The organism is Finegoldia sp. BIOML-A4 (assembly GCF_009679635.1).
GTDB lineage: Bacteria > Bacillota > Clostridia > Tissierellales > Peptoniphilaceae > Finegoldia > Finegoldia magna.
Genome location: NZ_WKZC01000002.1, coordinates 115,855 through 135,965 on the forward strand (window position 1 = coordinate 115,855; position 20,111 = coordinate 135,965).

At 32.4% G+C, this 20,111-nt stretch carries 16 protein-coding genes; 5 read left to right on the forward strand and 11 right to left on the reverse strand.

From position 1 onward, the window contains the following. Positions 1-21: 21 nt before the first annotated feature. Together GKG01_RS02940 and murF are read left to right on the forward strand one after the other, a co-directional pair. Positions 22-1,074 (forward strand): D-alanine--D-alanine ligase family protein, encoded by a 1,053-nt coding sequence (locus GKG01_RS02940; protein ID WP_154271408.1) that lies wholly within the window; start codon positions 22-24, stop codon positions 1,072-1,074. A gap of 2 nt (positions 1,075-1,076) precedes the next feature. Further along, positions 1,077-2,441, forward strand: coding sequence for a UDP-N-acetylmuramoyl-tripeptide--D-alanyl-D-alanine ligase (gene murF / locus GKG01_RS02945; protein ID WP_154271410.1), 1,365 nt, complete (start codon positions 1,077-1,079; stop codon positions 2,439-2,441). Positions 2,442-2,535: 94 nt separating this feature from the next. On the opposite strand, the gene GKG01_RS02950 is transcribed toward murF, so the two are convergent. From GKG01_RS02950 to GKG01_RS02980, 7 genes are all read right to left on the reverse strand, one after another. Continuing rightward, on the reverse strand, positions 2,536-3,219 hold the full coding sequence (locus GKG01_RS02950) for a TVP38/TMEM64 family protein (protein ID WP_172975087.1): 684 nt from the start codon (positions 3,217-3,219) through the stop codon (positions 2,536-2,538). A gap of 86 nt (positions 3,220-3,305) precedes the next feature. Next, a complete protein-coding gene (locus tag GKG01_RS02955; protein ID WP_154271412.1) occupies positions 3,306-4,571 on the reverse strand; it encodes a dicarboxylate/amino acid:cation symporter in 1,266 nt (421 codons plus the stop codon). 36 nt (positions 4,572-4,607) lie between these two features. Further along, the gene (locus tag GKG01_RS02960) at positions 4,608-5,453 is read right to left on the reverse strand and encodes an NAD(P)-dependent oxidoreductase (RefSeq protein WP_154271414.1); all 846 of its coding nucleotides are present in this window, start codon (positions 5,451-5,453) and stop codon (positions 4,608-4,610) included. 9 nt (positions 5,454-5,462) lie between these two features. Then, positions 5,463-6,224 (reverse strand): exodeoxyribonuclease III, encoded by a 762-nt coding sequence (locus GKG01_RS02965; protein ID WP_094207586.1) that lies wholly within the window; start codon positions 6,222-6,224, stop codon positions 5,463-5,465. Between the two features lie 180 nt (positions 6,225-6,404). Continuing rightward, positions 6,405-7,322 carry a hypothetical protein gene (locus tag GKG01_RS02970; RefSeq protein ID WP_094207587.1) on the reverse strand — a complete coding sequence of 306 codons (918 nt, stop codon included), beginning with the start codon at positions 7,320-7,322 and terminating at the stop codon, positions 6,405-6,407. Positions 7,323-7,376: 54 nt separating this feature from the next. Continuing rightward, the gene (locus GKG01_RS02975; RefSeq protein WP_154271416.1) at positions 7,377-7,979 is read right to left on the reverse strand and encodes a hypothetical protein; all 603 of its coding nucleotides are present in this window, start codon (positions 7,977-7,979) and stop codon (positions 7,377-7,379) included. A 69-nt stretch (positions 7,980-8,048) separates the two neighbouring features. Continuing rightward, positions 8,049-8,294, reverse strand: a complete 246-nt coding sequence (locus GKG01_RS02980) for a hypothetical protein (RefSeq protein WP_154271418.1) — start codon at positions 8,292-8,294, stop codon at positions 8,049-8,051. A 172-nt stretch (positions 8,295-8,466) separates the two neighbouring features. On the opposite strand from GKG01_RS02980, the gene GKG01_RS02985 reads away from it, so the two are divergent. Beyond that, positions 8,467-11,367, forward strand: coding sequence for an insulinase family protein (locus tag GKG01_RS02985; protein ID WP_154271420.1), 2,901 nt, complete (start codon positions 8,467-8,469; stop codon positions 11,365-11,367). Between the two features lie 240 nt (positions 11,368-11,607). Here GKG01_RS02985 and GKG01_RS02990 read toward each other — a convergent pair whose 3' ends face one another. The 4 genes from GKG01_RS02990 to GKG01_RS03005 form a co-directional block, all read right to left on the reverse strand. Continuing rightward, complete coding sequence (locus GKG01_RS02990) at positions 11,608-12,699, reverse strand: type II secretion system F family protein (protein ID WP_154271422.1); 1,092 nt, start codon at positions 12,697-12,699, stop codon at positions 11,608-11,610. Next, positions 12,689-13,849: a GspE/PulE family protein gene (locus GKG01_RS02995; RefSeq protein ID WP_154271424.1), complete on the reverse strand. Its 1,161-nt coding sequence runs from the start codon at positions 13,847-13,849 to the stop codon at positions 12,689-12,691. Before GKG01_RS02995 ends, GKG01_RS02990 begins: the two co-directional genes overlap by 11 nt. A 103-nt stretch (positions 13,850-13,952) precedes the next feature. After that, positions 13,953-15,701, reverse strand: a complete 1,749-nt coding sequence (locus GKG01_RS03000) for an ABC transporter ATP-binding protein (protein WP_154271426.1) — start codon at positions 15,699-15,701, stop codon at positions 13,953-13,955. A gap of 118 nt (positions 15,702-15,819) precedes the next feature. Continuing rightward, positions 15,820-16,419, reverse strand: coding sequence for a hypothetical protein (locus GKG01_RS03005; protein ID WP_154271427.1), 600 nt, complete (start codon positions 16,417-16,419; stop codon positions 15,820-15,822). Between the two features lie 384 nt (positions 16,420-16,803). Between GKG01_RS03005 and GKG01_RS03010 the strand changes: the two genes are divergently transcribed. Further along, complete coding sequence (locus tag GKG01_RS03010; protein WP_154271429.1) at positions 16,804-18,699, forward strand: S9 family peptidase; 1,896 nt, start codon at positions 16,804-16,806, stop codon at positions 18,697-18,699. A gap of 3 nt (positions 18,700-18,702) precedes the next feature. Continuing rightward, positions 18,703-19,557 (forward strand): YihY/virulence factor BrkB family protein, encoded by an 855-nt coding sequence (locus tag GKG01_RS03015; protein WP_094207595.1) that lies wholly within the window; start codon positions 18,703-18,705, stop codon positions 19,555-19,557. Positions 19,558-20,111: the final 554 nt, after the last annotated feature.

The following is a 20,111-nucleotide window of genomic DNA, read 5'->3' on the forward strand; positions in this document are numbered from 1 at the left end:
TCACAAGAAAGGACAAAAATTATGCAAAAAAATATATATGTATTATATGGCGGTCCTAGTACTGAACACGAAGTAAGTATCACAAGTGCTAGAACATTAATAAATAATTTATCAAAAGAAAAATACAACGTAAGCGCGATTTTCGTCCGCCGCGATAAAAAATTCATTATGAAAGAAAACATAACTGAAGAAATAAAATCCGACGACGAATTGGTGCTTGACACTGAGCTTTCTGTAATAGAATCTGTCAGCGATTGTATCAGTAAGATCAATCCTGAAAACACTGTAATATTTCCTGCAATTCACGGAAGTTACGGTGAAGATGGAACAATCCAAGGTTTCATAAAAGTTTTGGATTTGCCATTTGTAGGATGTAACGTTTTGGGTTCTGCACTTTGCATGGACAAAGGATACACTAACGATATTTTCGAATTGAACAAAATTCCTCAAGCAAAATACGTCGTGCTTTGCAAAAACGATGAATACAATTTGAAGGAAATTTTCGACAAAACATCCAAGGCTGTTTATGTGAAACCATGTAACGCTGGTTCATCTGTTGGTGTTATGAGAGCAGAAACAGAAGAAGAATTGGAACAAGCAATCCAAAACGCATTTCTATACGACAGAAGAATTTTGGTCGAAGAAGAAATCATTGGACCAGAACTTCAGATAGCAGTTATGGGCAATGACAATCCCGTTGCATCACGTCCGGGTGTATACCAAATACACGATGTAGAGTTTTTCGATTACGATGCAAAATATAACGATTCAAAAACAGAAATGCTTACGCCGTTTCCAATGGATGAAAAGTTAGAATTAAAAGCAAGACATTTGGCAGAAAAAGTGTACAAATTAATGAGTTTGTCAGGATTTTCAAGAGTTGATATGTTCGTAAAAGATAACGAACTTTGGGTGAATGAAATCAACACTGTTCCAGGACTAACTCCACATTCAATGTTTCCAGTTTTGTGGAAATGCACTAACGATATGAGTGTTTCAGAAGTATTCGACAACTTGATTGATTTGGCTGTTGAAGAATACGAAAAAAATAAAGCATATAAGTTAGAGAGGTAAATATGTTAACAAGAAATTTAAAAACAATAACAGAACTTACTAACACGATTATAAATGAAAAATACCATGATGTAATGGTAAAAGGTATCTCCACAGATACAAGAACTATTCAAAAAGACAACATGTTCATCGCTCTTAGAGGAGATAATTTCGATGGACAAAATTACATAGAGATGGCTTTTGAAAAGGGCGCATCTTGTTGTGTAGTTAACAGGGATTACAGAAACATCAACGATTATCCAGTAATCGAAGTAGATGATACAAAAGAATTTATGATGGATTTAGCTAGAGGATACATCAACAGTTTAAACTGTAAAGTAATCGCCATCACAGGATCCAATGGCAAAACAACTACAAAAGATATAATGAGTTCTTTATTAAAAGAAAAGTACAAAGTCGTTAAGACACAAAAAAATTACAACAACGAAATTGGATTATCCAAGACAATATTTGACATAGATGATGACACTGAAGTTGCCGTTCTTGAAATGGGAACTGAAAACTTTGGAGAAATCAGTCAACTTACTAATATCGCTCATCCTGATATCGCAATGATTACAAACATCGGCGACAGTCATCTTTTAAATTTGAAAACAAAAGAAAATATTGCCAGAGCTAAATTCGAAATCCTTGAAGGATTAAAAGAAGACGGGATATTTATTTTAAATAATGACGATCCAGTTCTCAGAGAAGTAAAACAAGAATACAAATTACCAGAAAAGACTATAAGTTTTGGAATAAAACCAGACAGCGATTATAGAATGGAAATGATTAAAGCTGATGAAACAGGATCGACTTTTTCAATCAACGATCATGTATTCAATATAGAATTGTTGGGACATCATCAAATGTACAACGCTACAATGTCAATAATAGTAGCTGAACTTATGGGATTGGATTATTCAGATGTTGCAAAAGGACTTAAAAATATCGAATTAACTGGAATGAGAAACGAACTTATACTACTAGATAAATTCCATATTTTAAACGACAGCTACAAATCAAATCCACAATCACTTACAAGCTGCCTAGAAACAGCTTACGGATTGCACGGCTATTCTAGAAAAATCGCCGTATTAGGTGATATGCTAGAACTTGGAGACAACGAAATAACTCTTCACAAAAATATCGGTAAATCAATCAATCCAGAAAAAATCGACTACGTATTGGCAACTGGACCATTAGCAGAAAACATAATCAAAGGAGCACGTACAAACTTTGCAGAAGACAAAGTATTCTACTTTGAAACAAAAGAAGAATTGCTAGAAAAATTGCAAGAATTAATCGTGGACAACACATTGATTTTAGTAAAAGCATCTCATGCAATGCAATTTGATAAATTAGTCGAACAAATAAAAGAATTTTAATTTTCAGTAATTTTTAATGATAGAAAAAATAACAAGTCCTTATGTCCAAACGTGCATAAGGGCTTGTTTATTTCTAGGAAAGTTTGAGGCTTTCTTATATGTTTTTCTTTGCTTGTTTATCGTTATAAATTCTCTTCATCAACATTCCAAGTGCGAACACTCCGAATAGAATAATAAGTCCTTTTACCCATGTAGATGGATTTGTCGATTTACTTGCTGCATAAGAATAAATCAAAGTAGCTGGAAGTTGTCCAATTCCTGTCGCTAAGAAAAATTCCCAAAATCCCATCGGAGTCAATCCCGCTGCATAACTTATCGGATCAAATGGAACAAATGGCAATAATCTTGCAACCAAAATTGCGTTCTTACCGTATTTGTCGAAAAATCCTTCTACTTCTTTTAATGCTCCTTTTGTTGCAAATTTTTCCGCAATATCTCTTCCCAAAAATCTAGCAATACCGAAACAAAGCGCTGCTCCAGCCATTGCAGATGTCCAAGACAATATACTTCCTCTAACCCATCCCCAAATAGCGGCGTTTGAAAATGTAATGAAAAAGGCTGGGATTGGTGCTGCAACTGATTGAAGAATCATCATCAAGAATGAAATTATAACCGCAGTTTTCCCGAAAGATCTGATGTACGCTTTTACACTTTCAAGGTCTTGAAATGATTTTGACATGTTCGTTATTCCTTCTCTTAGTGGTTTGATAAATACAAATGCAAGAACCACTACCAGAACAACGACGATTTTTTTGATATGTTTATTTTCTAATTTCACAATTATCCCTCCTTATATTCATTATATCAGATAAAAAAATAAACACTTATTGAAATATTCTATAAGTGTTTATCGTTTATTATAATTTACGAATTAAATTTTTCTCTATCAAAATATTCTTCACCTGAACTATTCGCGACGATAACTGTACACACGGCATCTCCTGTGATATTTATCGCTGTTCTAATCATATCCAAAATTCTGTCTATTCCCATTATCATTGCAATCGCAGATATTGGAAGTCCGATTGAATTAAATACCATAGATAAAGTTATCAATCCAACAGATGGAATTCCCGCAGTACCCACTGATGCAAGTGTCGCTGCAGCAATTACTGTCAAGAAATTTTGTGGTGTCAATTGCATTCCGTAAGCGTTCGCTGCAAATACTACTGCAACTCCTTGCATAATTGCTGTTCCGTCCATGTTGATAGTCGCTCCAAGTGGAATAGTAAACGAAGAAATTTTCCTGCTAACTCCAAGTTCTTCCAATTTGTTGATGTTCATTGGCACTGTTGCATTTGAAGATGATGTGGAGAACGCAAATCCCAAAACTGGGAAGAATTTCTTCAAGAATTTGAATGGATTTGCTTTTGCAAAAATAGTCAATAAAACCATATAAACTAAGAAAAGTTGCAATCCCAATCCTAAAACTACTGTGAGCATGTATTTTAACATAGAGAATATTGCAGATAATCCTAAAGTTGCAAATGTCTTAGTGATAAGTGCAAATACACCTATTGGCGCAAACTTCATTACAATCATAGTCATATCCATCATTATGTCGTTGAATTCTTCGCAAATATTTGCAACGTTGTGTGCTTTTTCTCCCAAATTCGCCAAAATAATTCCAACTAACAATGCGAAGAAAATTATTTGCAACATATTTCCTTCAGCCATAGCTTGAATTGGATTTGTAGGAATCAAATTGAGCACAGTATCTTTTATTGAAACTGCCTTCGCAGGGTCTGCTTGGGCAGCCTGACTCACTTTGCTAAGATCAATTCCAACTCCAGGCTTTATAAATGATGCCAATAATAGCGCTAAAGTTATCGCCAAAGCCGTAGTGAACAAATAAAACACAAGTGTTTTGACTCCGATTTTTCCTAATTTTTTAGTATCCCCCATGCTCATCGCGCCAGTTACAAGTGAGAAGAACACCAATGGAACAACGAGCATTTGCATTAATCTGATAAATCCTTGCCCCAATACGTCGAATATCCCATTAACTAAAATGGTATCTTTTATATATGATGAAGGGACAAATAGATTAAAAACTATTCCTACCAACAACCCCAGAAATAATCCAATGAATATTTGAGTTGTCAGTCCTCTTTTTTTCTTTTTTTTCATAAACATCTTTCCTTTTTTATAAATTCATTTTTAAAATTATAAATTATTTTTTTCGATATATTTTTGAAGAGAAGTTTGCCAATCTGTGAATTTGTAAATTTGAGAAGTGTTCAATAAGAAGTTTTCCAAAGCTGTAAAATCTGGTCTGTGACCTTCTATTCTCAAGTTTTCATCTTCGATTACTTCTGCATCAATCCCTTTTATCTTCAAAATTTCTTCTGCAAAATCTTTTCTACTAGCGACGCCTTCACATGATGCATGATAAATTCCGTAATCGTACGTATCCATTAATTTCACGATAAATTCTGCCAATTGATATGCGCTTGTAGGAGAAGAATATTGCGCTTTAGGAACATAAACTTTTCCCGTTTGAATTGCTTCTTTTATAATGTCTTCTACCCTGTGATTTACCGGAGAAAATAACCAGCTAGTTCTCAAAATAAAATGTTTCACGCTGAATTCCCTTACGAAATTTTCTCCCATCAATTTGCTTTTCCCATACATTGTCGTAGGATGTGGAGTGTCGTATTCTCTGTATGCACTTCTGGATTGTCCACTGAACACATCGTCTGCTGACATGTGAATTATTTTTGCATCCACAGTGTTCGCTGCAACCGCCATGTTTCTTGCGCCCAACGCATTTACTCTGAAAGCTTCGTCTGGATTTTCTTGGCAAGCTACAGGGTCTGTAAGTGCGGAACAATTTATGATTACATTCGGTCTGTTTCTTCTGGCAAATATAGAAGTTTCATCGGAATTCACAATGTCTACGATATATTTGTCCGTTGCTAAGACTTCATCTTCCAAAGGATCCAAATATTTCTGTAATACTTTCCCGATTTTTCCATCTGCTCCACTTATCCAAATTCTATTTCTAGTCATAATATCTCCTTAAAAATTAATCTCCAATTCAACTGGACAATGATCTGATCCCATTATACTTTGGTGAATTTTTGCATCTACAAGATTATCCTTCAAATCATCACTTACTATGAAATAATCAATTCTCCATCCAGCATTTCTTTCTCTCGCTTTTGCAAAGTATGACCAATAAGAATATTCTTCTGTTTTGTCGGGATAAAAATATCTGAAAGTGTCGACATATCCATCATTTAATAAAAGCGACATTTTGTTTCTTTCTTCGTCAGTAAATCCTGCTGAACGTCTATTCGATTGTGGATTTTTCAAATCAATTTCATTGTGGGCTACATTCAAATCCCCGCACACAATTACAGGTTTTTTATCTCTTAAAATATTCAAATAATTGTGGAATTCATCTTCCCACACCATTCTATAATCTAAGCGTTCTAGTTTTTGTTTAGAGTTTGGCGTGTATACATTCACCAAGAAAAAGTCCTCATATTCGCAAGTAATCACACGACCTTCAGTGTCGTGTTCATCAATTCCAATCCCGAAACTTACACCAATTGGTTCAACTCTTGTGTAAACCAAAGTTCCAGAATAACCAGCCTTGTTAGCTGAATAAGAATATCTATGATAACCTTCGATTTCCATTTCATCAGTCATTTGATTTTCTTTCATTTTTATTTCTTGTAAACAAAAAATATCCGCATTCAAATTATCAAATGCTTCCTTAAAGCCTTTTTTCATAACGGCTCTGTATCCGTTAACATTCCATGATACTAATTTCATATTCTCACCTCTTATTTGTTATTTATTATATCATATACTAATTTTTTACTTTTTAAATATTTAGCCTATTAATAATTTATACCCAATTCAATAAATTTTTATGTTAAATTTTTATCTAAAATTAAGTACAATAAAAAAGCTCAAAATCCCAATTCGGAATTTTAAGCTTTCTACATTATATTAACGTTTCAATGAAAATGAAATTTTATATGAATTTATTATCTTTTTTGCTTGAAGTTTCTTACATATATTCAACACATCGTTATTAGTTTTATTCTTTGCCAAATCAAATTCACAACTAAAATTAATCTTGTCTTCTTCCATGCTTGCTTTAAATCCGTAAATTCCAAGTGCCGAATCTAGTTCTTCTTTACTAGAAGAATTTATAAATTCACATTCTTTAGATGAACCTTTTGGATAAGCTGACATTCTTTTTAAAGAATTATAAGCTAAAGTATTGTATATAGGTTTTTTTAAATGTTCATTCAAAATAAAATCATTAGTATTTTCTACATAAATCGAACGTGCCAGTAAATTCGCAGCTAAATTATACCCTTTTTCATAAAACCAAGCTATCGCAGCGTTGCATATTTTCTTATCTAACAAGTCAGTTGAATCATTGTTGCTTTTTTTATCTATTGTAGATTTTTTATTTTCAGATTTATTCGTCTCTTTAAATTTGGCTTTCATTTTTTCAGCCTCTTCTTTTGAAAAACTCTCATCTATTTGTTTTTCAACATCTTCATTTATTTTATTAGGATTTCCTCCTTCTATTCTTATAAGTTCCTTCAAACAATATTCAGAGGCTTCTTGATTATTGCTAACTTCATTTGCATCTTTAAGTCCAAATTTTACACACGCTTTCGCAATAATCATATTTTCTTTTATCTCATGAGCTTCTTCATACGAAAAATTTTTATCGCAAGATTTTAAAAATTTATCTAGCTCATCATCTATAGTAGTTTTATCTTTTTCAATTTCGTTTTTTATCTTTTCATAATCTTTTTCGTCAATTTTATCTGTGGATTGAGCATTCGAGATGCTTCCAATAGACAAAATCATAATAAGACAAAGAAATATAGAAAATATTTTTTTCATGAAGTCATCTCCTTTAACTTTGTTTTAAATGATTAATTATATTTTCAATATGAACTAACGTTTTAGAGGAATTGCTATTTTATATGTTTTTAATCTTCCAGCCATTTGAAGTCTATAACAAGCATTTATTGCAAAAGCTGAAGCTGTCCTTGAATTATCGTATTTATAATCATATGTGTCATTTATAATTACACGATTTGAAGTCATATTTGCAGTAAATCCATGAATAGAATAATATGCATCAGCTTCATCCCTATTAAATCTATTTTGAAATTCTCCGTTTTTTACAGATCCTGGTGGGTAAGCTTTTTTATTTTTTAATGAATTATATGCCTTAGTCCTGTAAAAAAATTCTTTTTGAGAGTTTGTTGGAACAAATTTTTTTGAAGTATCTCCATATAATGATTTACTTAATAACATAGCAGAGAAAGTGTAACCATTTGCTTTAAACCAAGCAATTGCTGTATTAGCAATAGCAAGATCGGCTATTGTTGAACTTTTTACTGCACTCTTTGTTGCTATTACAGTATTTTCTTCTGTTATTGATTTTTTCATATTATTCCTTATAAGATCTGCTTCTTCAGAAGAAAAATAGCTGTCAAGTTCTTCCATAACCTCTTTTAAAGATTCATCTACAGTTTTTCCTTCTAATTTCACAAGTTCTTCATAATAATATACTTGAGCACTTTTATTATTTTCTATAGTCTCAGTACTTTCAATATTAAACTATTTCATTGTTTCTCTCAAAGCTAAGTCTTCTTTCTTGCTTTGTAGCTCATCATAATCTGAATCGCTCTTATAATTTTCTGCAATTTCTAATACATCTTCATTAGTATCATAATGAGAATTCACTATATTTTCCTTTTGCAATATCTCTTTTGATGCTTTAATCTCATCACTAGCTATAGATACTGGGCTTAAACTTCCCAATATAATACCAATACATAGAATCGAACTTACTATTTTTTTCATTACATATCACTCCTTCTATCTTATTTAAAAGAGAATAAAAAACTTCTCTTTAATATATTATACCACTTTTTAATATATTATACCACTTTCTTATAAATTAGGATATCATTTTCAATTTTGTTAAGTTTTCGCAATTTGATATAATATATTAAAAAGAAAAAAGGAGATTTTTATGCAAGATTATAAAAATTTTAAATTAATAGATACGAGAGAATTATCTGATATCAATTCAACAGCCTATCTTTTCGAACACGAAAAAACCAAAGCAAAAGTTTTGAAACTAGCTAACGACGACGAAAACAAGGTTTTTTCAATTGCATTTAAGACAATTCCTCAAGACAGCACAGGTGTCGCTCACATAATGGAGCATTCAGTTCTTAATGGCTCCAAAAAATACACAACTCGTGAACCATTTATGGACTTGGTAAAATCCTCACTACAAACATTTTTGAATGCGATAACTTATCCCGATAAAACTTGCTATCCCGTAGCAAGTCGTAACGCCAAGGATTTCAAAAATCTTGTGGACGTTTATTTGGATGCAGTTTTCAATCCAATTGTTTACGAAAAGAAAAATATTTTCTATCAAGAAGGATGGCATTACGAAATAAAAAATGTCGATGATGATATCAAATACAATGGTGTAGTGTACAACGAAATGAAGGGCTCCTACAGTTCAATTTACACGATTATTTTCGATGAATTGTTCAAATATTTGTATCCAGATACAACTTATGCACATTCATCGGGCGGTAATCCTTACAACATTCCAGATTTAACTTACGAAAAATTCTTGGAATTCCACGACAAATACTACCACCCATCAAATTCGTTTATTTATTTCTACGGAAATGGAAATATCGAAGAAGAATTGGATCATTTGTCAGAATATTTGGATGAATATGATTACAAAAAAATCGACTCAGACATTCCTTACCAAAAACCATTTAAGGAAGCTAAAAAAGTCCAAGTCGAATACAATATATCAAAAGACGAAGAGCCAGACGGAAAAGATGTATTGGTATATGCTGCAAATGTCGGACACATCACAAATGTAAAAGATGCATTCGTATCAACTATTTTAAGCGACGTATTGTTCTCCAACGAATCTGCGATAATCAAAGAAAAATTATTGCAAGAAAACATCTGTGAATCTGTAGAGAGCGTATCATCTTACGGCCAAGAAATCACAATGGGGGTTATCGCTGAGAACTCAGATGTAAAAAACACCGAAAAGTTTGAATCATTAATTAAACGAGAATTAGAAAACATCGTGAAAAACGGAATTGACAAGGACGAACTCACATCTACTCTTAATAAATTAGAATACGATTTGAAAGAGGCTGGAAGTTTCCACACAAAAGGAGTTATCTATTTCTTAAAATCTGCTCTAAGTTTCATGTACTCAGATAGCTACTACGACCAATTACAATTCTCAGAAACACTTGCAGAATGCAGAAAATTGATCGATACAGATTACTACGAAAAATTCATCGAAGAAAAATTGTTAAACAACAACTTCAAATTGATTCTATCATTGAAAGCAACACCAGGCCTTAATTTGAAAAAAGACAACGAAGTTAAGGAAAAATTAAAACAATACAAGGAAAGCTTGTCTGATGAAGAATTGAATGAATTAGTAGATTTGAACAAAAACTTGGAACAATTCCAATCAGAAGAAGACACAAAAGAACAAAAAGATACAATCCCTACATTGGAACTTTCAGATATTGACGCAAAACTTGAAGATGTAGAAAGAATCGAAAAGAAAATCGACAATTACACATACCTAAATCCAAATCTATTCACATCAAACATTCACTACGCATCATTTATGTTTGATTTGTCGAAGTTCTCGCAAAAAGATTACTTCTATTTGTCACTTCTATCTGATTATATCGGACTAAGCGACACTACAAATTACGACTACAAGAAATTATACACTAAAACATATCTTGCATCAGGTGGAATATTCACTGCTATTCATTTGAACAATACAAAAAACGGCCAAGATTTAAAATCCAAATTTGTGTTCAGCTTCAAAACAATAGAAAAAACAGAAGACGAATGTATTAAAATCTTGGAAGAATACTTGTTTAATGTAAAATTTGAAGACAAAAATAGATTTAAAAATATCCTTCAAAACCTAAAACAAGAATACAAAACAAGAATACTTGAAGCAGGAAACCAATTCGCATTGACACGATCAATGGCATCATTCTCAGAAAAAAGCGTGTTGGAAGATGAATGTTCCGGAATAAGCTACTACGAAAAATTGTGCGACGTGTTGAATGATTTCGATGAAAAAGCAGAAATCACTTTGAAGAAATTACAAGATTACTACGAAAAAATCGTAAATTCAAACAACATGATTGTAAGCATTATCAACGAACAAGAATCCGCAAACAAATTCTTAGAAAAATTACAAAAATCGTTGATTGCTAAAATGAACACAGAAGACATCGACATCAAATCTTCTCCGACAAAATTCTTCAAATTAAAAGAGGCATACAAGACTTCTTCAAATGTTAATTACGTTGTAAAATCAGCTGATTTGAAAAAATACGGGTTTGAATACAATTCCAAAATAACTGTGTTGACAAATATATTGAACACTTCATTCTTGTACAACGAAGTCAGAGCAAAAGGCGGTGCTTACGGAGTTGGAATGAGCGTTAGCTTGAACGGAATATTGTATGTGTATTCTTACAGAGACCCTAACATCAAAAATACAATCGACATCTACGATCAAATCGACAAATTTGTCGAAAACATGAACTTCGATGAAAAAGAAATGAAGCAATTTATAATCGGAACTGTAAACCAATTCAACCCACCAATGACTACATTCACAAAAGGAAGTCGTTCGATTAACATGTATTTGTCTGGAAGAACAATAGAAGATTACGAAAATTATCTTGAAAATATGCTACACACAACAGTAGATGACTTGAAGCAATTTGCTGAAATAATCAAAAAAGCAATGAAAGAAAATCACTTAGTAGTTGTAGGAAATGATACAAAGATAGATGAAGATGCAAATCTTTTCGACAAAATAATCAATGTAGAATAAAATATCCACTAACCAAAAAATAGGACTGTGACAACAGCCCTATTTTTTTGATGATAATATTCAATGCTTTTTTAATAATATATTCAACGCTCATGCTAAGAATATCATACGGAAAAAATTGACTTTCGTACCGCGTAAGCGAAGCGTGCTTACGATTTTAAGATTTTAAGATTTAGAAATCAACAATTTTTGTAGTCTAGATATTCGTGCATGATCGTTAATATGTTATACCACAGTTTTTTAATTAAACGAATTTATAACATCAAACATAGGAATGGTAATAGATATTACGATAAATCCTACGACTATTGCCATGAAGATTATAAGCATTGGCTCTAATATGCTAATAAATGATTTGATTGCATATTCCACTTCTCCGTCGTAGAATTCTGATAATTTTTCGAAAATATCTCCCAGTTCTCCAGTGTTTTCTGCAACTTTTAGCATGGAGTTGAACACTTGCGGAGTAATTTTTCTTTTATTGAACGCTTCTTCAAGTGTAAACTCTCCAGATTCTATTTCTCTGAAAATATCGGAAAGTTGTTGTTTGTAGTATTTGTTTTTCATGGATTTTTGAATTATGATGAGTCCATCCAAAATCGTCATGGAATTTTTGTGAGTTATGCTCAAACTCCTCGCAATTTCTGAGGAGATTATAATTTTTCTTTGTTTACCAAAAATTGATTTGGTAGTTTTGAATTTGTCCAAGTAATATCCAAATCGGGTTTTACGATAAGCTATGATAAGTACCGCAATTATTAGAACTAAAATAATTAAAATCAATAATCCTTTTTCGTTAATCGCATTTGATACTGAAATCAAAATTCTTGTAGACAGTGGCAGTACCATGTCAGAACTTTCGAACAAATCCACAAATGTCGGAATGACGTTTTTGAGCATAAATATCAGCATTACAATTCCTGTGACTGTCAAAATTATCGGATAAATCATCGCGTTTTGAACTTTTTTGTTGATATCGTAAGTTCTCTCATAGTATTTGCTCAAATCGTAGACGACTTTGTCGAGCCTTCCACTTTCTTCTCCGAGTTTCATCATTGATAAAAAAAACATATCGAAGTTTTTGTCATTTGCAAAACTTTCCGACACGCTCATTCCATTATTCAAATTCTCGGAAACTTTGTCCAAGCTCGGTTTAAGTTGTTTGAATTCTTTTTGTTCTTTAAGTAGATTTACGATTTCGATGATTGGAATCTTAGCGTTCAGAAGAATTGAAAACTGTCTCAAAAACAAAAACAACTTTTTCTTAGAAACTTTGAGATTTATTTCTTTTTTTAAGATGCTATCTTCTTTTAATAAACTGTCAATCTTCATTGTACAACCTCATTGCTTCGTCAAATGAAGTGTTGCCTAGGGCTACTTGTATCAAAGCTTTTTTAAACAAACTGTCTATCTTATTTTCTTCGCCGTAGTTTTTCAAAGATTTCAAGTTCATATCTTTTTTGATTAAACTTCTCAAATCATCGGCGATTTTTAGTATTTGCATGACAGCCATTCTTCCCTCGTAACCAGAACTACATTCATCGCAACTTCCTGGCTCGTAAATTTCAGTTGGATTTAATCCGTTCGATCTGAAAACTTCCATTTGTGAAGGTGTTGGTGTGACTTTTTTCTTACAATGAGGACACAATTTTCTCACCAATCTTTGCGCGATAACAACTTTAAGAGATGCTCTTATCATGTAATCTTCAATCCCCATATCCATAAGTCTGATTATGGACTGATAGCAATCGTCTGTGTGAATTGTTGAATAAACTTTGTGTCCAGTGATTGAAGCTCTAATCGCAAGCTTCGCAGTTTCCAAGTCTCTGATTTCTCCGACCATTATCACAGAAGGGTCTTGTCTAAGTACAAACTTCAGCGTATTATCAAATCTCAATCCAATTTTTTCGTTGATTTGAATTTGATTGATTCCAAAAATATTGTACTCGACTGGATTTTCAATCGTGATAATATTTTTATCGATTGTATTTTCTCGTTCTAGCATTGTGTAAAGCGTTGTTGTTTTACCACTTCCCGTCGGCCCACAAATCAATACCATTCCATTTTCAAATTTAGTAAATCCTTCTATCATTTGTTGTTCACTTTCAGAAATTCCAAGATTTTGCATACCGATCTTAAAAGATTCTGGGTTTAAAATTCTGATAACGCATTTTTGCCCGTGAATCGTGTTGATAATACTAATTCTAAGATCAATCTTGGAATTTTCGTAAGTATATGTAATTCTTCCGTCTTGTGGAAGTCTCTTTTCTGCAATATCAAGCTCACTCATTATTTTAATTCTAGTAATTATCTTTGAATGCATGCTCTTGTCAACAGTTTTGTATTCCACCAAACTCCCATTGATTCTAAATCTAATCCTGACATTTTCTTCGAATGGTTCGATGTGAATATCGCTGGAATTTTTCCTAATTGCATCATCAATTATAGAATTTACAAATAAAATATTATCGTTGATTTCCATTGTTATCTCCTTGTATATATCTAATTTAATTATATCATTAAAATAATTAAATCAATCTACAAATAAAAAAATACCAACTGCATTGCAGTTGATATCTTCATATTTACACCAATAATCTGCCACCTTGTGTGTACAAATTATAATAATATCCTTTTTGTTCCATTAATTGTTGGTGCGTTCCGCGTTCGATTATTCCTTCTTCGGTCAACACCAAAATCAAATCTGCGTTTTGAACCGTTGTAAGTCTGTGGGCGATTGTAAGTGAACTTCTTCCTTTTGCCAAGTTTTCCAATGATTCTTGCACGATAAATTCGCTTTTGTTGTCAAGCGCTGATGTCGCTTCGTCTAATATCAAAATAGGTGGATTTTTCAAGAAAACTCTCGCGATTGAAATTCTTTGTTTTTGACCACCTGATAACATTACTCCACGTTCTCCAACATAAGTGTCAAATCCATTTTCCAAGTTCATTATAAAATCGTACGCTCCTGCTGCTTTTGCTGCATCGATTACTTCTTGTTCTGTCGCATCTGGTTTTCCGTACAAAATATTTTCTCTGACAGTTCCACTGAACAAATACACATCTTGTTGAACCATTCCGATGTTTGAACGAAGCGATTGAAGTTTGATTTTTCGAACATCAATTCCCTCCACCAAAATTTCTCCGTCTTCTACATCGTAAAATCTAGGTATCAAATTGCACAACGTCGTTTTTCCTCCACCTGAAGGCCCAACCAATGCAACTTTCTGTCCAGGATTTATAGTGAACGAAATATTGTTCAACACATTTTCGCTATTGTTATTGTATTTGAAACTTACATCTTTTATTTCGATTTTACCTTTGACATTTTCCAAATCCACAGCGTCATCGTCGTCGAAAATTTCGATATCTTGATCCATGATTTCTGTAAATCTTTCAATACCAGTCATTCCACGTTGGAATTGTTCCGTAAATTCTACAATTCTTCTCACTGTTGTAAGTAGCGTTTGAACGTATAGGATAAATGCCACGATGTCCCCGCTACTCATTTTCCCTTCGACTAGGAAAAGCCCACCAAATAAAACCACGATAATGTACATTATTCCATCAAATGCTTTTGTTATCGTGTTAAATCCAGCCATAGATGCGTAAGTTTCTGATTTAATATCCAAGAACTTCTTGTTTCCTTTTTGGAATTTTTCGATTTCGACATCTTCATTTGCGAATGATTTTACAACTTTAACTCCTAGCAAACTGTCTTCTATGTCCGCATTCAACACTCCGATGTGATGTTTTTGTTCTTTGAATCCTTTTCGCATTCTTCTGTTGTATTTGGATGCAAACACAATCATTAAAGGAATTGATAAGAACAAAATCACCGTCAATAATGCATTCAATCTAACTAAGATTACAAATGAAACTATTATTTTGATAAGTCCAATGAAATATTCTTCTGGACAGTGATGCGAAAATTCAGTTATATCGAACAAATCAGATGTAATTCTTGCCATAATTTGTCCGACTTTTGTTTCGTTAAAATACGAATCGGAAAGTTTTTGCAAATGTTGGAACACATCGTATCTCATGTCCGTTTCAATCTTTGCTCCCATTATATGACCAGTTTTTGTCATGTAGTATCCTGCCAACAAATCTATTATTTTGATGACCAAAAGCAAAGCCGCCATTCTGTAAATCATTTCTCTTGTCAAAGAATATGTTCCAAGCCCTGCGTTTGTTAGTCTTCTCAAAATCATCGGCAACACCATATCTGTAAGCGTCGTAAGAGCAGCACAGAACAAATCAAACATCAAAATGAATTTGTATTTTTTAAAATAAGGCATAACCCTTTTTATCAGATTGAGATTTCTTTTCATACTTGTATCCTTTCTTTTAAAATTAACCAATACAACAATTATAGCACATTAAATTATTTTACATAATACAAAAACCGCCAAATCCAAAATCAATCTGATTTCAAACTCGGCGGCCAATTTATTTTGTGGATAATTTCTTCATTAATATTGTAATTGCGAAAAATCCTACCAATATTAAAATATAAATAATAATATTAAGTGTGAACAAATTTTGCTTCACAGGTCCTGAAAAAATCGAAAAATATGAAAATAAAACAATTCCAATCGCTGATATAGCAATCAAAATGTATCTGAATTTACTGTCATGAAATCTCTTTTCTTTTCTGGAAATTATAATCGGAGTTGCAATTACAGCTGCAAACATCGTCAAATAAAGTATAACTGCAGACACTGAAATTTGTTTAAATTCCAATCCTAAGAAATTTCTGATTAGATTTGTAGCAAGTCCAACAGAAGTTATCAACAAAAAGTAATATACAAATTCTATTAATTTATTCGCTATACTCACATTAGAAAAATCTTCAATGTAGTTGTTCACCTTTCGAAGTTCTGATTTATACAATTCTTCTGTAGGAATTGCACCTTTCTTTTGTAACTGCATCAAATCAATATCCAAAAGTTTCTTACATTCACTAAACGTCTTAAAATGCAGGTTTCTAGTCTTCAAATTTATCAAAATTCTTTGTTTTATATCTGAAAAATCTTCGTCCAATTTCATTCGTTTTCACCTCTCATATATAATACCATAAAAAAACTATAAATTATTCAATTGATATTCAAAAATTATTCACGATAATTTATCCCAAATTGTTGGTAAGTTTTTGTGGATAAATGTGGATAATGTGGATAACTTTGTGGATATCTTGAAATAAGCCAAATTTTTTGCACAAATTATCGTCAATTTCTGTGGAAAAGATTTGTATAACTTATTTGAAATGTATTTTCACTAAATTTATTTAACACTCAGTTAATAAATATAATCCAACTTTCAAAATACTTACATTAAAATTCAATTCATTTTCAATGTATTACTTTTCCTAAAGTATATCGTAGCAGTCTGTTATGCTATAATTATCTTAATATATTAATGAAGGAGAATTATATGAAATATTTCGATTACGATTCATTTAAAGACTTTACATTTATTTCAAAGTTAAAAGCTTTAAAAAATTCAGACGATATTTTCTGTGTTACTACCACAGCTAATATAAAAGAGAACAAATACGATTCAAATATTCATAAAATCGGAGACAATAAAAACTTCACAAGTTCCAACAAAGACTCTTCATTTTTTGAATTGAGTGATGGAGATTTGTTGATTGTGAGAAATTCAGAAAAAGAAGAAGATTCTGACACGACTTCTTTTTACAGACTTCCAGTTGCTGGTGGAGAAGCTGTAAAAGAATTCGACATCGATTTGAAAAACTGTGAAATTCTTTTCGAATTGGAAGATTCTTTTATTGTAAAATACGAATTCGATAGACATCATGAGATGAATAAAATCACAGAAGAAGAAAAAAACGAAGATGTCGAAGTTTTGACAGAACTTCCCTATTTTGAAAATGCAATTGGATTTACCGACAAAAAAAGAACGAGACTTGCTAGATATTTTCCAAGCATCGACAAAATGGATATTCTAACAGACGAATTTTCGAATATTTCATCTGTCGACATCAATGATGACAAATCAAAACTTGTTTTCGTAAGAAATTCTTATGAGAATGTTATGAAAATCGAAGATGAATTAGTTGAATACGATTTGAAATCTGGAAAAGAGTCTGTGATTTTACAAGATTTTATGATAATGTCTACAAAATATTTCAACGACGATATCGTAATTCTCGCTACAGATGGAAAAGAACATGGGCTGAACCAAGACTGTGAAATCTACAAAGTTGTGAATAGCAAAGCTGTAAAGCTAAACGAAGATCACTATTGCTTGTACAATTCCATAGGTTGTGATTTGAAATATTCTTCCGGTAGTCAAATCGAAAAAACTGACGACTACATGTATTTTGTGATTTTGGAAGAATATGGAAGTGCGATTTTAAGAATGGATAAAAATTACAAGTTCGATAAGATTTTATCCACAAATAATTCTATCAATATGATTTCTGTGAAAAACGATGATGTGTACTACGTTTTGATATCTGAAAATCACGGACAAGAAGTCTACAAATTAAATGGAGAACAATTATCTCATTTGAACAATGACGATTATCACATAAGCAAAAAAGACAAATTTATATTTGAAAACGACGGACAATCATTCACAGGCTGGGTGATTTATCCAAAAGATTACGACGAAAACAAAAAATATCCAGGCGTTTTGTCCGTACACGGCGGTCCGAAAACTGTTTTCGGTGAAGTTTTGTTTCACGAAATGGAATTATTGTCTGCAAAAGGATACTTTGTTTTCTATACAAATCCACGTGGAAGTGACGGATATGGAAATGAATTTATGGATATAAGAGGAAAATACGGAGATGTAGATTATTCAGATTTGATGAAATTCACAGATATTGTTATGGACAAATACCCTATCGACAAACTTGGCTACACCGGAGGATCTTACGGAGGATTCATGGCAAATTGGATGATGACTCACACTAACAGATTCGATTGTTTTGTAAGTCAACGTTCGATTTCAAATTGGATTTCTTTCAGTTTGATTTCGGATATTGGATATTATTTTGGAACGGATCAAAACCACACTGAAACAGTGTTAGATGATTATGATAAATTGTGGGACAAATCTCCTCTAAAATACGCAAAGAATGCCCACACTCCAACTCTTTTCATCCATTCCACAAAAGATTACAGATGCCCTGTGTCTGAAGGAATGCAAATGTTTCAAGCTTTGAAACTTAACAACACACAAACAAGGTTTGTGATGTTTTACGGAGAAAACCACGAGCTTTCACGTTCTGGAAAACCTAAAAACAGAATCAGAAGATTAAAAGAAATCTGCGTTTGGTTTGATGAATATTTGAGGTAGATGATGAAAAAACAGAAAAAAGAAAAAAAGAATTTGTTCTTCAAAAAATTACTGCAATCAATAAAAGAAGACCAAATCCCATTATTAAGCGCACAAACAACTTATCATTTTATAATGAGCTTGGTGCCATTTCTAATAGTTTTATTAAATATTGTGTTGATGGTTGCTGCCAGTAAAATTGATTTGATAATCAAATCAATGGAGGTCCTTCCCTCTGAAACGAGAAATATACTAATGACATTAATCAACACGATTATAAGTAACAGATCCTCATCTGTACTTTCCATCTCTTTGTTGGTGGCGTTGTGGTCTAGTTCTAAAGCTTTGAAATCTTTAATCAAAGCTATGAACAAAGCATTTGATGTGAGAAGCGAAAACGGATTTTTGAAAACACAACTTAAAAGCATTCTGTTCACAGTAGTACTACTTTTATTGTTGATGGTGACATTGGTATTTATCGCATTTGGTGGTTTGATTTTAAATCTAATTGAGCAATATATGAAAATACGAATACCATACTTTGCACAATTTTTCAGATATTTAATACCTATTGTATCCATGATTTTTGGATTCACATTGCTATACAAATTCGCACCTGATTTTGGTTCAACGAGAAGTATCAAATGGAAATCCGCAATGCTAGGAGGAACTATCGCAACCATCGGATGGCTTTTAATTACATTGTTGTATTCGTTCTACGTTTCCAACATTTCGAATATGTCCTTGACCTACGGTCCATTGGTAGGCGTGTTCGCACTTTTTGTGTGGATTAACTTATCTTCACAAATAATTTTGATTTCAGCAGAAATCACAGCCAACTACGACCAAGTTAAAAGAGGAGTTATTTATTCGACTTAGAATTAACTGAAATAAGTAGATTACCAGTTTTGCTAAGAATATCATACGGAGGAAATTTATCTGATTTCAAATCGAAAAAATCCGTCCAAAATCGCATTTGCGTAAGCGCTAGCGTGCTTGCGATTTTAGGATTTTGAGATTTAGAAATCACAAATTTACGTAGTCTAGATATTCGGGCAAGCTGGTTTTCTACTTTAGACTGTACCTTTAAAATCTTAATGTCAAGCGATTATGTAATTATATGAAATAAAAATAGACAAACCGATACGGTTAGAATATCATACGGAGAAAATAAGTATAAATTCAAGCGAAGTGAATCGTAAAAAATTGTGCTGTTTGAGCCGGAAGGCGAGTTCACAATTTTAGATTCACAAGCTTAGAATTTATTTATTTGCGTAGTCTAGATATTCGTTCGTATCGGTGTCTATTTTCGTATATCTTGAAACTACCTTTAGCAATATTTGTAGACAGATGAGCGGTTTACGAGTTTTTGTATTTTATTGTCTTGAAACTACCTATACATATTTTTGTAGTCTAGATATTCGCGCGTGATG

Bases quoted from the DNA above. Each gene is read 5' to 3' on its own strand.
- GKG01_RS02940 (WP_154271408.1), top strand. From the start codon at position 22: ATGCAAAAAAATATATATGTATTATATGGCGGTCCTAGTACTGAACAC.
- murF (WP_154271410.1), top strand. From the start codon at position 1,077: ATGTTAACAAGAAATTTAAAAACAATAACAGAACTTACTAACACGATT.
- GKG01_RS02955 (WP_154271412.1), bottom strand. From the start codon at position 4,571: ATGAAAAAAAAGAAAAAAAGAGGACTGACAACTCAAATATTCATTGGA.
- GKG01_RS02960 (WP_154271414.1), bottom strand. From the start codon at position 5,453: ATGACTAGAAATAGAATTTGGATAAGTGGAGCAGATGGAAAAATCGGG.
- GKG01_RS02965 (WP_094207586.1), bottom strand. From the start codon at position 6,224: ATGAAATTAGTATCATGGAATGTTAACGGATACAGAGCCGTTATGAAA.
- GKG01_RS02970 (WP_094207587.1), bottom strand. From the start codon at position 7,322: ATGAAAAAAATATTTTCTATATTTCTTTGTCTTATTATGATTTTGTCT.
- GKG01_RS02980 (WP_154271418.1), bottom strand. From the start codon at position 8,294: ATGAAAAAAATAGTAAGTTCGATTCTATGTATTGGTATTATATTGGGA.
- GKG01_RS02985 (WP_154271420.1), top strand. From the start codon at position 8,467: ATGCAAGATTATAAAAATTTTAAATTAATAGATACGAGAGAATTATCT.
- GKG01_RS02990 (WP_154271422.1), bottom strand. From the start codon at position 12,699: ATGAAGATTGACAGTTTATTAAAAGAAGATAGCATCTTAAAAAAAGAA.
- GKG01_RS02995 (WP_154271424.1), bottom strand. From the start codon at position 13,849: ATGGAAATCAACGATAATATTTTATTTGTAAATTCTATAATTGATGAT.
- GKG01_RS03000 (WP_154271426.1), bottom strand. From the start codon at position 15,701: ATGAAAAGAAATCTCAATCTGATAAAAAGGGTTATGCCTTATTTTAAA.
- GKG01_RS03005 (WP_154271427.1), bottom strand. From the start codon at position 16,419: ATGAAATTGGACGAAGATTTTTCAGATATAAAACAAAGAATTTTGATA.
- GKG01_RS03010 (WP_154271429.1), top strand. From the start codon at position 16,804: ATGAAATATTTCGATTACGATTCATTTAAAGACTTTACATTTATTTCA.
- GKG01_RS03015 (WP_094207595.1), top strand. From the start codon at position 18,703: ATGAAAAAACAGAAAAAAGAAAAAAAGAATTTGTTCTTCAAAAAATTA.